Raw genomic sequence first — 13,773 nt, forward strand, 5'->3', positions numbered from 1 at the left:
ATACGCCGGCCAATGGTGGGAGCGGCCTTGTGTCGCGAAAGGGCCGCACAGCGGCCCCAACAATCTCAAGTCAGCCCCAGTTCACCCCAGATCCGCCGCACTTCACGGCGTTCATCGGCAAACTGTGCCGCATCGATCACCCCGGCCTGCTTCTGCAGGGCCTGGCGGTGGGAGGCCGAGCGGAACGCCTTGTACACTTCACGCAACAGCACCGCGTCACTGGCCGGCATCAGGTTCGCCTGCTCCAGCTCTTCCAGAATGCGGATGTTATCGGTCCATCGAAGTATGGCCGGATGGTCATGGGACCAGGCCAAAGCGGCGTATTGCACCATAAATTCGATATCGACGATACCGCCGGCATCCTGCTTGATATCGAAGGGTACACCGGCGTCGAAGGCGTTCGCCGCAGTACCGGCAGCCGTAGCCTTGGTACCGAGGTTGTCACGCATCTTGGCGCGCATTTCACTCACCTCACCGCGCAGCTTTTCCAGGTCGCGGGCCTGGCCCAGTACCTTGGCGCGCACACCTTCGAACGCCGCACCCACCTGCTTGCAACCCACCAGCACGCGGGCCCGCACCAGCGCCTGGTGCTCCCAGGTCCAGGCTTCGTTCTGCTGGTAGCGCTCGAAGGCGCCCAGCGAGCTGACCAGCAGGCCCGAGGCGCCGGACGGGCGCAGGCGCATATCCACGTCGTACAGTTGGCCCGAGTTGGTCTGGGTGGTCAGCAAGTGGATGATGCGCTGCCCCAGACGCGTGAAGAACTGCGCGCTGTCGATAGGCTTCGCACCGTCGGTTTCCGCCTGCGGATCGCCATCATGGATGAAGACCAGGTCCAGGTCCGAACCGTGGCCGAGCTCCAGGCCGCCCATCTTGCCGTAACCGATGATGATGAAACCCGGGTCGCACAGGCTGCCGTCGCTGCGCTTGGGTTGGCCGTGGCGGGCCACGGTCTGGCGCCAGGCCAAGGCCAGCACCTGGTCGAGGATGGCTTCCGCCAGCCAGGTCAGGTAGTCGCTGACTTTCATCAACGGCAGGTTGCCGCTGATTTCCGAGGCGGCCACGCGCAGGCTGTGGGCCAGCTTGAAATGGCGCAGCGCCTCCATCTGCTGCTCCAGGTCGTCCTCGGGGATGCGCGTCAGGCGCTCGCGCAGCTCGCTGGCCAGTTCTGGCGCCAAGGGCGGGCTGAACAAGCGGCCCTCATTGAGCAGTTCGTCGAGCAGCAGCGGGTAAAGGGCAATCTGCTCGGCAATCCACGGGCTGGCGGCGCACAGCGTCAGCAAACGGCGCAAGGCACCGGGGTTTTCGGTCAGCAGTACCAGGTAGGCAGAACGCCTTGCCACAGCCTCGACCAATGGCAACACCCGCTCAAGTACCAGGTCGGGGTTGTCATGCTCCACCGCCTGGGCAAGCAGCCGTGGGATGAATGCGTCAAGTCGCTCACGGCCGATGCGCTGCATCGAGCGCAACTGCGGGCTGGAACGCAGCCCGGCCAGGCGCCTCAAGGCTTCGGCGGGTTGCTTGAAGCCAGCCTCTTGCAATTGCCGGCCAGCGGCTTCTTCATCCTGCGCCTGCTCCCACAACGGCGACCACTCACCACCCACCACCAGTTCGCCTTCGCCGTCTTCATCATCCGGGTCGGCAATGACCTGGCGGAAATGCCAGTCGATACGGCCTCGCCAGTACATCAGCTGGTCGTGGAAGCTCTGCCAATCGGCAAAACCGAGCACATAGGCCACGCGAGCCTGATCGGTCTCACCTTCCGGTAACATTTGCGTCTGGCGGTCGGCGATGGCCTGGATGGCGTGCTCGGTGTAGCGCAGGAACTCATAGCCCTCGCGCAACTCGGCCACCACTGCTGGCGGCAGGTAGCCTTGGCCTTCCAGGGTGGCCAGCACCTTGAGCAACGGCCGCTGCTGCAGGCTGAGGTCACGCCCGCCGTGGATCAGCTGGAAAGCCTGGGCAATGAACTCCACTTCGCGAATACCACCGGCACCCAGCTTGATGTTCTCGGCCATGCCCTTGCGCCGCACTTCCTGCTGGATCAGCTGCTTCATGGTGCGCAGCGCTTCGATTGCGGAAAAGTCCAGGTAGCGGCGGTACACGAACGGGCGCAGCATCTCCTGCAGCTGCGCGCCGGCCGCCTGGTCGCCGGCCACCACCCGCGCCTTGATCATCGCGTAACGTTCCCAGTCACGGCCCTGGTCCTGGTAGTACTGCTCCAGTGCATTGAAGCTGAGCACCAGGGCACCCGCCGAACCATAGGGACGCAGGCGCATGTCAACGCGGAATACAAAGCCGTCGACGGTAACCGGGTCCAGCGCCTTGATCAGCCTTTGGCCCAGGCGCGTGAAGAACTCCTGGTTATCCAGCGAGCGCTTCACCCCTTCGGTTTCACCGCCCTCGGGGAAACCGAAGATCAGGTCGATGTCCGACGACAGGTTAAGCTCTACCGCTCCCAGCTTGCCCATGCCCAGCACCACCATGTGCTGCGGCTGGCCGCTGCGGTTGCCGATGGGCGTCCCGAATTGCTGGCAATGGCGCGGGTACAGCCATTGGTAGGCTTCGTCGATGGCCGCATCGGCAAGGTCCGACAGGTCGCGGCAGGTTTCGCCAAGTTCCGCCTGACGGGTAATGTCGCGCCAGATAATGCGCAACTGCTGGCGGTTGCGCGCGCGGCGCAGATTGCGCGCCAGCTCGTCCTCGCTCTGTGCCGCCTGGGCTGTTGCGGCGATTTGCCCGCGCAGCTCACCCGGGGCGTATCGCCGCTCCAGCTCGCCACTGGCCAGCAGGGCGAACAGCATGGCGGGCTCGCGCTGGGCCAGGCTGAGCACGAACTCGCTGGCAGCAGCCACCTGGTCGAACTGCTGCCGGTGCAGCGGGCTCCAGGCCTGCAGGTCGAGTTCGGGGTGGCCGGCCACGGCATCGCTGATGAACTGCTGGTTGCGAGTGACCAGCGGCTGCAAGGTGGCAGGCAGATCGGAGGGCAAAGGTAGGCGCATGGTCTATCCTTGATCGGCGTGAAATAGAGGGGAAAAAGCGGCCAAGGGGAAGCCGGACCACGGTTGGACTGTCGTACAAAAGTTGGAAATAGCTGAAAAAAACGAAAACTTGGCAACAAACATCAAGAACCACCCGTTCGCGACACAATGCCAACCAACATGAACGTTTTTCCTCACAAGCCAAGGTGCGACCAAACGTCGCACAAATGTAGTTTTACTACTACTCGTGTCGTGTAAAAGCATGAAATGCGAAAGCAAATGTAGTAAAACTACAACGCGCCGGAAGACACCCCGGTAATCCAAGAATTCACGACGTCTGCCCATAAGGCCAGTCGCAATCTCAGGCAATCGATTCTGGTTGCCTTTCCGCCCTGGAGCAAGCCATGCAAGACCTCGATCCAATCGAAACCCAGGAATGGCTGGATGCCCTGGAGTCGGTCCTCGACAAAGAAGGCGAAGACCGCGCTCATTACCTGATGACCCGTATGGGCGAGCTGGCCACCCGTAGTGGCTCCCAGCTGCCGTATGCGATCACCACGCCATACCGCAACACCATCCCTGTCACCCACGAAGCACGCATGCCTGGCGACCTGTTCATGGAACGCCGCATTCGCTCGATGGTGCGTTGGAACGCGCTGGCCATGGTCATGCGTACCAACCTGAAAGACTCGGACCTGGGCGGACACATCTCTAGCTTCGCCTCCAGTGCCACCCTGTACGACATCGGCTTCAACTACTTCTTCCAGGCCCCTACCGAAGAACACGGCGGCGACCTGGTCTTCTTCCAGGGCCACGCTTCGCCTGGCGTCTACGCCCGTGCCTTCATGGAAGGCCGTATCAGCGAAGACCAGATGAACAACTTCCGTCAGGAAGTGGACGGCAACGGCCTGTCTTCGTACCCGCACCCATGGTTGATGCCTGACTTCTGGCAGTTCCCGACCGTTTCGATGGGTCTGGGCCCAATCCAGGCGATCTACCAGGCACGCTTCATGAAGTACCTGGAAGCCCGTGGCTTCATCCCGGCCGGCAAGCAGAAGGTCTGGTGCTTCATGGGCGACGGTGAGTGCGACGAGCCGGAATCCCTGGGTGCAATCGCCCTGGCCGGCCGCGAGAAGCTGGACAACCTGATCTTCGTCATCAACTGCAACCTGCAGCGCCTCGACGGCCCGGTTCGCGGCAACGGCAAGATCATCCAGGAACTCGAAGGCGTGTTCCGTGGCGGTGGCTGGAACGTCAACAAAGTCGTCTGGGGCCGTTTCTGGGACCCACTGCTGGCCAAGGACACCAACGGTGCCCTGCAGCGCCGCATGGACGAAGTCATCGACGGCGAATACCAGAACTACAAAGCCAAAGACGGCGCGTACGTTCGCGAGCACTTCTTCAACACCCCGGAACTCAAGGCCATGGTCGAAGACCTGTCCGACGAAGAGATCTGGAAGCTCAACCGTGGCGGTCACGACCCGTACAAGGTCTACGCGGCGTATCACCAGGCTGTGAACCACAAAGAGCAGCCGACCGTCATCCTGGCCAAGACCATCAAGGGTTACGGCACCGGTGCTGGCGAAGCCAAGAACACCGCGCACAACACCAAGAAGGTCGACGTCGACAGCCTGCGTCACTTCCGTGACCGCTTCGACATCCCGGTCAAGGATGCCGACCTGGAGAACCTGCCGTTCTTCAAGCCGGAAGAAGGTTCTGCCGAAGCCAAGTACCTGGCCGAGCGCCGCGCAGCCCTGGGTGGCTTCGTACCGCAGCGCCGTGCCAAGAGCTTCAGCGTGCCGACCCCGCCACTGGAAACGCTGAAAGCGATCCTGGACGGCTCGGGCGACCGCGAAATCTCCACCACCATGGCCTTCGTGCGTATTCTGGCGCAGCTGGTCAAGGACAAGGACATCGGCCAGCGCATCGTCCCGATCATCCCGGACGAAGCCCGTACCTTCGGTATGGAAGGCATGTTCCGCCAGTTGGGTATCTACTCGTCGGTCGGCCAGCTCTACGAGCCAGTCGATAAAGACCAGGTGATGTTCTACCGCGAAGACAAGAAGGGCCAGATCCTCGAGGAAGGCATCAACGAAGCCGGCGCCATGTCGTCGTTCATCGCTGCCGGTACCTCGTACAGCTGCCACAACCAGCCGATGCTGCCGTTCTACATCTTCTACTCGATGTTCGGTTTCCAGCGTATTGGCGACCTGGCCTGGGCTGCTGGCGACAGCCGCACCCGTGGCTTCCTGATCGGCGGTACCGCCGGCCGTACCACCCTCAACGGTGAAGGCCTGCAGCACGAAGACGGTCACAGCCACATGATGGCGGGCACCATCCCGAACTGCCGCACCTACGATCCGACCTACGGCTACGAGCTGGCGGTGATCATCCAGGACGGCATGAAGAAGATGACCGAAGAGCAACAGGACATCTTCTACTACATCACCGTGATGAACGAATCCTACCAGCAGCCAGCCATGCCGGCCGGTGTCGAGGAAGGCATCATCAAGGGCATGTACCTGCTGGAAGAGGACACCCGCGAAGCCGCACACCACGTACAGCTGATGGGCTCCGGCACCATCCTGCGCGAAGTCCGCGAAGCCGCGAAGATCCTGCGTGAAGAGTTCAACGTCGGTGCCGACGTGTGGAGCGTCACCAGCTTCAACGAACTGCGCCGCGACGGCCTGGCCGTGGAACGCGCCAACCGCCTGAAGCCTGGCCAGAAGCCACAGCAGACCTACGTCGAGCAGTGCCTGAACGGTCGCAAAGGCCCGGTTATCGCCTCTACCGACTACATGAAGCTGTTCGCCGAGCAGATTCGCCAGTGGGTACCGAGCAAAGAGTTCAAAGTCCTGGGTACCGACGGTTACGGTCGCAGCGACAGCCGCAAGAAGCTGCGTCACTTCTTCGAAGTCGACCGCCACTTCGTGGTGCTGGCTGCCCTGGAAGCCCTGGCTGACCGTGGCGAGATCGAACCCAAGGTTGTTGCAGACGCTATCGTCAAGTTCGGTATCGACCCGGACAAGCGCAACCCACTGGACTGCTGAGGAGTATTTTTAAGTGAGCGAACTCATTCGCGTACCTGACATCGGCAGCGGTGAAGGTGAAATCATCGAGCTGTTCGTCAAGGTCGGTGATCGTATCGAGGCTGACCAGAGCCTGCTGACCCTGGAGTCCGACAAGGCCTCCATGGAAATTCCGGCGCCCAAGGCCGGCGTCATCAAGGAACTGAAGGTCAAGCTGGGCGACCGCCTGAAAGAAGGCGACGAGCTGCTGGTCCTGGAAGCCGAGGGCGCCGCTGCTGCGGCCCCTGAGGCACCGGCCGCTGCCGCTGCCGCTGCTCCGGCTGCGGCGCCAGCGCCAGCCGCTGAAGCCGCTCCTGCTGCTCCAGCCGCAGCCCCGGCTGCTGCCAGCGTGCAGGACATCCACGTGCCGGACATCGGTTCGTCGGGCAAGGCCAAGATCATCGAAGTGCTGGTCAAGGTCGGCGACACCGTCGAAGCCGACCAGTCGCTGATTACCCTGGAGTCCGACAAGGCCTCCATGGAAATCCCGTCGCCGGCTGCCGGCGTGGTCGAAGAAGTACTGTGCAAGCTGGAAGACGAAGTCGGCACTGGCGACCTGATCTTCAAGCTGAAAGTGGCGGGTGCCGCCCCGGCTGCCGCGCCGGCACCGGCTGCTGCTCCTGCACCAGCCAAGGCTGAGGCTGCTCCGGCTGCCGCACCTGCCGCTGCCGCCCCGGCTGCTGCCCCTGCACCGGCTGCTACCGCACCGGCCGCTGGCAGCAATGCCAAGGTTCACGCAGGCCCTGCTGTTCGTCAGCTGGCCCGTGAATTCGGTGTCGAGCTGGGTGCAGTTGCTGCCACCGGCCCGCACGGTCGCATCCTGAAAGAAGACGTGCAGGTCTACGTCAAGGCCATGATGCAGAAGGCCAAGGAAGCGCCGGCAGCCGCCGGTGCGACCGGTGGTGCTGGCATCCCGCCGATCCCTGCCGTGGACTTCAGCAAGTTCGGTGAAGTGGAAGAAGTGGCCCTGACCCGCCTGATGCAGGTCGGTGCTGCCAACCTGCACCGCAGCTGGCTCAACGTGCCGCACGTGACCCAGTTCGACTCTGCCGACATCACCGAGCTGGAAGCCTTCCGCGTTGCGCAGAAGGCCGTGGCCGAGAAAGCTGGCGTGAAGCTGACCGTGCTGCCTCTGCTGCTCAAGGCCTGCGCCTTCCTGCTCAAGGAACTGCCGGACTTCAACAGCTCGCTGGCGCCAAGCGGCAAGGCCATCATCCGCAAGAAGTACGTGCACATCGGCTTCGCCGTGGACACCCCGGACGGCCTGCTGGTCCCTGTGATCAAGAACGTCGACCAGAAGAGCCTGCTGCAACTGGCTGCCGAAGCCGCTGCACTGGCCGAGAAGGCGCGCACCAAGAAGCTGTCGGCCGACGAGATGCAAGGCGCTTGCTTCACCATCTCCAGCCTCGGCCACATTGGCGGCACCGGCTTCACGCCGATCGTCAACGCGCCGGAAGTGGCTATCCTGGGCGTCTCCAAGGCGACCATGCAGCCAGTCTGGGATGGCAAGGCCTTCCAGCCAAAGCTGATGCTGCCGCTGTCGCTGTCCTACGATCACCGTGTGATCAACGGCGCTGCCGCCGCGCGCTTCACCAAGCGCCTGGGCGACGTGCTGGGCGATATCCGCACCATGCTGCTGTAAGCCAGCACACTGCCCCTCCTTGCGAGGGGCAGTACCCTTTTCGAGCTGCCACGCTCGTACCTCAACCCCGTCGATTGGCGGGGCTTTTTTTTGCCTGGAAAAAGCTGGGAGGGCTTCGCCCTCCTTTCGCGACACAAGGCCGCTCCCACAGGCAATCGCAGTCCACATTGTGGGAGTAACTGTCTTGCTCAATTTCTAAAAGCTGGCGCGATCCCTGTGGGAGCGGCCTTGTGTCGCGATGGGCCGCAAAGCGGCCCCAAAATCTCCAGCCAAACTGCAGAATCGGCCACGTCAGCCGATAACCTGTCCACAGCATCAAGCATGGCCGCTTGCCAGCCCTCGGGACATGATGCAACCTTGCCAAATCCGCCGCAGCCACAAGGCAGCGTTCCCTCTTCAAGCGAGTCTTCGATGAAAAGCCAACCCGATGCCGCCAGCCGTGTGGCGGCCGAGGTCGTGACACAGTTACCCGTGCCCTCGCGGCTCGGCATGCTGCGTTTCGAAAGGCTCAACGAAGCCACCTGGGCCATGCTCTACCTTGACCCAGCCTGTGAGCGCCAGTTCGGCCTGCAAACCGGCGAGTTGTGTGCCCTGATTGACGCGCCCTACGCCAGCCTGATGGAACCCGAAGCACGCTACCGGCTGCACGACGAAATCCAGTTGCAACTGGCCCAGCGCGGCTACTATCGCGTGCGCTACACCCTGCACACGCCGAGCACCTCGCTGCGCCTGCTGGAAGCGGGTGAAGCCTACAAGCAACACAACCGCCAGCTGTTGCGCGGCTACCTGAGCGTGCTCGACGACCAGCAGGAAGAGACCGGCGAACCCGGCGCCAGCGACCTGGAGTCACGCAACAACCGCCTGCAACTGGCCCTGCAGCTGAACCAGCGCACGCAGCAAGAACAACTGGAGCACCTGGAGCGGGTGCGCGGCCAGCAGGACCTTATCCTGCGCCTCGCCCGCCATCGCTACAGCGCGGGCAACTCGCTGCTCGAAGCGGCCCAGCTGATCACCCAGAGCGCCTGCGAAATCTACAAGGTCGACAGCGCCAGCATCTGGCACCTGGAAGACCAACGCCTGGAACCGATCATCGCCTGGTACCGCGACGCACAGGAGCACCGCCAGCCCGAAGCCATCGATGCCAGCCGCTTCCCCGACTACCTGGATGCACTGCACGCAAGCCGCGCCATCGACGCTCACAACGCCGGCCACGACCCGCGCACCCGCGCCCTGGCGCAAAGCATGCGCCCGGAAAACAAGGCCATGCTCGACGCCAGCATCCGTGTCGATGGCCAGGTGATTGGCGTGTTGTGCCTGGAGCAAACCGGCCAGCCACGGGCCTGGCAGTCGGACGAGATTGCCTTTGCCGGCGAGCTGGCCGACCAGTTCGCCCAAGTGATCACAAACCACAAACGACGGGCCGCGGCCAGCGCCCTGCACCTGTTCCAGCGTGCGGTCGAGCAGAGCGCCAGCGCCTTTCTGCTGGTGAACCGCGACGGCCGGGTGGAGTACGTCAACCCCAGCTTCACCGCCATCACCCAGTACAGTACCGACGAAGTGCAGGGCCGCCAGCTGGGCGAGCTACCGGCCCTGGAGAACCTCAGCGAACTGCTGTTCGACTCGCCGTCGAGCCTGGCCATGGGCAACAGTTGGCAGGGCGAGTTCAAGAGCCGGCGCAAAAACCTGGAGCCGTACTGGGGCCAGTTGTCGATTTCCAAGGTGTACGGTGACAACCGTGAGCTGACCCACTACATCGGCATCTACGAAGACGTCACCCAGACCAAGCTGGCCCAACAACGCATCGAACGCCTGGCTTACACCGACAACCTCACCAACCTGGGCAACCGCCCGGCGTTCATCCGCAGCCTGGACGAGCGCTTCGCCCGCGATGGCGAAAGCTCGATGTGCCTGCTGCTGGTGGACATCGACAACTTCAAGCGCATCAACGACAGCCTAGGCCACCAGACCGGCGACAAGCTGTTGATCAGCCTGGCCAGGCGTTTGCGCAACAGCCTGCACAGCGGTGGCATCCTGGCGCGCTTTGCCAGTAACGAGTTCGCCGTGCTGCTCGACCACACCAGCCTTGAAGATGGCCAAGGCGTCGCCCAGCAGTTGCTGTGCACCCTCGACAAGCCGATGTTCGTCGACAACCAGCTGATCAACGTCACCGCCTCGGTAGGCCTGGCCTGTGCACCGTTGCACGGCGTCGACCCGGCCAGCCTGATGAAGAATGCCGGCCTTGCATTGCACAAGGCCAAGGCCAACGGTAAACACCAGGTACAGGTGTTTACCGAAGTGCTCAACGCCGAAGCCAGCTACAAGCTGTTCGTCGAGAACAACCTGCGCCGTGCCCTGACCCAGAATGAGCTGGACGTGTTCTACCAGCCCAAGCTGTGCCTGCGCAGCGGTCGCCTGCTGGGCCTGGAAGCGCTGCTGCGCTGGAACCACCCCGAACGCGGCATGATCCGCCCGGACCAGTTCATCAGCGTGGCCGAGGAAACCGGCCTGATCATCCCTATCGGCAAATGGGTAGTGCGCCAGGCGTGCTGCATGAGCCAGCAACTGCGCAAGGCCGGCCTGGGCAACCTGCATGTAGCCATCAACCTGTCGCCCAAACAGTTCTCCGACCCGGACCTGGTGGCGTCGATCAGCACCATCCTCAAGGAAGAAGCCCTGCCCCCGCACCTGCTGGAGCTGGAGTTGACCGAAGGCCTGCTGCTGGAAGCCAGCGAAGACACCCACCGCCAGCTGGACGAGCTGAAGGCCCTGGGCCTGACCTTGGCCATGGACGACTTTGGCACCGGTTATTCGTCGCTGAGCTACCTGAAGAAGTTTCCGATCGACATCCTCAAGATCGATCGCAGCTTCATCAACGAAATCCCCGACAACCAGGACGACATGGAAATCACCTCGGCGGTGGTGGCCATGGCCCACAACCTGAAGCTGAAGGTGGTGGCCGAAGGGATCGAGACGCCGGAGCAACTGGCATTCCTGCGCCGTCACCGCTGCGATGTGGGCCAGGGCTACCTGTTCGACCGGCCGATTCCCGGGCGCGAGCTGGCCGAACGGCTGAAGCGCTATCCGCGTGGCCCGGTGGCCTGACAGCTGCGTAATCCTCGGGCACTATAGAAGCCATTCGGGCCCTTTCGCGGGTTTACCCGCGAAGGCCCCAGCCCCCATCTCAATGACATACAGAGGAACGGCCATGGTCCTGCGTTCGGAAATCCTGGTGAACAAAAACGTCATGCCAACTGCGGAACAGGCCCTGCCTGGCCGCGAAACGCCAATGAGCCTGCCCGAGTTCCACTACGTCTTCAAAGACACCCCGCTGCTCGGCCCGTTCTTCGAAGGCGCCATCGACTTCGCCATCTTCGGCCTGGGTTGCTTCTGGGGCGCGGAGCGCCGCTTCTGGCAGCGTGAAGGTGTGGTCAGCACCGTGGTCGGCTACGCCGGCGGCTTCACCCCGCACCCTACCTACGAAGAAGTCTGCTCGGGCCTGACCGGCCACACCGAAGTGGTGCTGGTGGTGTTCGACAAGGACAAGGTCAGCTACCGCGAACTGCTGGCAATGTTCTGGGAGCTGCACAACCCGACCCAAGGCATGCGCCAAGGCAACGACATCGGCACCCAGTACCGCTCGGCCATCTACTGCACCAGCCCGGAACAGCTGGAACAGGCCAAGGCCAGCCGCGACGCCTTCCAGGCCGAGCTGAGCAAGGCCGGCTTCGGCGAAATCACCACCGAAATCGACCAGGCACCGACCGTCTATTTCGCCGAGGCCTACCACCAGCAGTACCTGGCCAAGAACCCGGACGGCTACTGCGGCATCGGCGGCACCGGCGTGTGCCTGCCACCCAGCCTGCAAGGTAACTGAAGCATGAGCACGATGACCCTGTTCCACTCGCCGTTGTCGCCTTTCGTGCGCAAGGTCATGGTGGTGTTGCACGAGACCGGCCAGCTTGAGCGTGTGCAGCTGCAGCCGGTGAACATCAGCCCGGTGAGCGGCGACCCGCAGCTCAACCAGGACAACCCGATCGGCAAGATCCCGGCCCTGCGCCTGGAAGACGGCACCGTGCTGCACGACAGCCGGGTGATCTGCGAGTACCTCGACCTGCAGCACGTTGGCCTGCCGCTGCTGCCGCGTGAAGGTTCGGCGCGCTGGCGGCGCATGACCTTGGTATCACAGGCCGATGCGATCATGGATGCGGCGGTGTCGAGCCGGTATGAGAGCTTCCTGCGGCCAGAGGACAAGCGCTGGGATGGCTGGCTGCAAGCGCAGGGTGACAAGATCCGCCGTAGCCTGGCCAACCTGGAGCAGGAGCACTTGCCGGAGCTGATCTCCGGCTTCGACCTGGCGGCGATTGGTGTGGCCTGTGCGCTGGGCTATCTGGATTTGCGTCAGCCCGGGTTTGGCTGGCGTGAGCGCCAGCCTGGGTTGGCGGCGTGGTATGCCGAGGTGGTCAAGCGGCCATCGATGGTCGCTACAGCGCCAGTGGCCTGAGGGCCCCTTCGCGGGTAAACCCGCTCCTACAAGGTTTCCACAGTGTGCGCTATCTGTGGTGGGCTTGTGGGAGCGGGCGTGCCCGCGAAGGCCTCACCTCGGTATCACAGGAAACAACAGCCCGATCCTGAGCGCCAACCAGCGCCCGATCTCTCTATCCTCCCTCATGCCGCCCTCCCCACACGCGCCCAGTCCAGCCGCCGGGTCAGCACCATGAACACCCCAAGCAAGCCGAAACACAACAGCGACCCCATCAGCAGCGCATAGTCTTCGGCACTCAGCAGCCCGAAGAGCAGCGCGTACAACGCCGCCAAACCCGCTGCAAAACCCACCCCTCGCACCAGGCTGCGCAACACATGGCTCAGGTAGAAGCCGATCAGCATCACACAGGCTGAAGCCGACAGCCCATACGCCAGACCAAAGCCAATGTGCTCGGACAACGAAAGCAGCAGCAGATAGAAGAACGCCAGCGCCACGCCCACCAGGATGTACTGCACGGGGTGCACGCTCAGGTTCTTCATTACCTCGAACAGGAAGAAGCCGGCAAAGGTCAGGGCAATGAACAACAACGCGTATTTGATTGCCCGCTCGCTTTTCAGGTACTGGTCCACTGGGTCTATAAAACTCACGCCAAAGCTGCGCTCACTGAAATCCGTACACTGCCCGGCGTTAGCGCACTGGCGGATGGCATCCTCAAGGTTGGTGGCAAAGAACGAGGTTTGCCAATGGGCACTGAAGCCTTGAGCATCGATTTCGCGGCGGTTGGGCAAGTAGTTGCCGACGAAGCTCGGGTGCGGCCAGTTGGCGCGCATGTCCACGCTGCTGGTACGGCCCACGGGGACCACGTGCAACTGGCCGGTACCTTGCAGCGCCAGGTCAAAGCCATAACTGAACGCTCGCGCCTGTAGCCCGTCCAGCCCCGGCAGGCTGGCGTGTACGCCGCCGCGCATCCAGTCGAGCTGGGTGCCGGGCTCGAACGGCACTTTTTGCTCGTCCATGCTCAGCTCCAGAGCACTTTCGATACCGCGGATATCACTGATGCCCACCACCAGGAACGGCGTGTCGAAGCGGTAGTCGTCAAAGTCCTTGTCGATGCCCCAATGCGCCGGGAGCTTGAAGCGGCCGCTGATACGGCCTTTGGTGTGAAACAACCGCGCCTGGTAGATGCCTCGGGCGCGCAGTTCGGTGTCCACACCCAGGTCGGCGTCGAAGGTTTCCGGCAGGAAGTACAGGTGGCCGGCGATGGTGCTGGTTTCCTGGGTACGCTCACCGTCCTTTTCGATCCAGCGGCGCTGGTACTTGCGGTACGGCACCACCAGCAGCGGGCCGCTGAGTTGCTGGTCGAAGCTGGTGCTCTGGGCAATATCGCGCAACACGCCGTCGCGCATGGCCTGGCGTTCGTCGATCAGGCCGTTGATCAGCAGTAGCGGGATGAGCAGCAGCAACATCAGCATGGCGATCATGCCGAGTTTGAAACCGAGGGTCTTGTTCATGTGGCCTCCTGTGGCATTGGGCGCAGTGTCTGCGCCTTGCATGGAGGCTTTGTGGAGCGCGTGTGTGATTTACGTGTATTTGGGGCTGCTG

Annotated in this window: 7 protein-coding genes; 5 read left to right on the forward strand and 2 right to left on the reverse strand. The window is 62.9% G+C overall.

The annotated features are described in order from the left end of the window. Positions 1-65: 65 nt before the first annotated feature. On the reverse strand, positions 66-2,999 hold the full coding sequence (gene glnE, locus AA098_RS25885; protein ID WP_003255650.1) for a bifunctional [glutamate--ammonia ligase]-adenylyl-L-tyrosine phosphorylase/[glutamate--ammonia-ligase] adenylyltransferase: 2,934 nt from the start codon (positions 2,997-2,999) through the stop codon (positions 66-68). A 383-nt stretch (positions 3,000-3,382) separates the two neighbouring features. On the opposite strand from glnE, the gene aceE reads away from it, so the two are divergent. The 5 genes from aceE (at position 3,383) to AA098_RS25910 (ending at position 12,189) form a co-directional block, all read left to right on the forward strand. After that, entirely contained in the window at positions 3,383-6,028 is a 2,646-nt protein-coding gene (gene aceE / locus AA098_RS25890) for a pyruvate dehydrogenase (acetyl-transferring), homodimeric type (RefSeq protein WP_003255651.1), read from the forward strand. 13 nt (positions 6,029-6,041) lie between these two features. Next, positions 6,042-7,688, forward strand: coding sequence for a dihydrolipoyllysine-residue acetyltransferase (aceF, locus tag AA098_RS25895; protein WP_064615094.1), 1,647 nt, complete (start codon positions 6,042-6,044; stop codon positions 7,686-7,688). 411 nt (positions 7,689-8,099) lie between these two features. Further along, positions 8,100-10,790 (forward strand): bifunctional diguanylate cyclase/phosphodiesterase, encoded by a 2,691-nt coding sequence (locus AA098_RS25900; protein ID WP_064615095.1) that lies wholly within the window; start codon positions 8,100-8,102, stop codon positions 10,788-10,790. Between the two features lie 103 nt (positions 10,791-10,893). Beyond that, positions 10,894-11,562: a peptide-methionine (S)-S-oxide reductase MsrA gene (gene msrA, locus AA098_RS25905; protein WP_003255654.1), complete on the forward strand. Its 669-nt coding sequence runs from the start codon at positions 10,894-10,896 to the stop codon at positions 11,560-11,562. Positions 11,563-11,565: 3 nt separating this feature from the next. Further along, the gene (locus AA098_RS25910; protein WP_003255655.1) at positions 11,566-12,189 is read left to right on the forward strand and encodes a glutathione S-transferase; all 624 of its coding nucleotides are present in this window, start codon (positions 11,566-11,568) and stop codon (positions 12,187-12,189) included. Between the two features lie 164 nt (positions 12,190-12,353). Here the strand turns inward: AA098_RS25910 and creD are convergent, their stop codons facing one another. Further along, positions 12,354-13,682 (reverse strand): cell envelope integrity protein CreD, encoded by a 1,329-nt coding sequence (creD, locus tag AA098_RS25915; protein ID WP_004576363.1) that lies wholly within the window; start codon positions 13,680-13,682, stop codon positions 12,354-12,356. Between the last annotated feature and the right edge of the window lie 91 nt (positions 13,683-13,773).

This window comes from Pseudomonas sp. JY-Q, from assembly GCF_001655295.1.
In the GTDB taxonomy this organism is placed as follows: domain Bacteria; phylum Pseudomonadota; class Gammaproteobacteria; order Pseudomonadales; family Pseudomonadaceae; genus Aquipseudomonas; species Aquipseudomonas alloputida.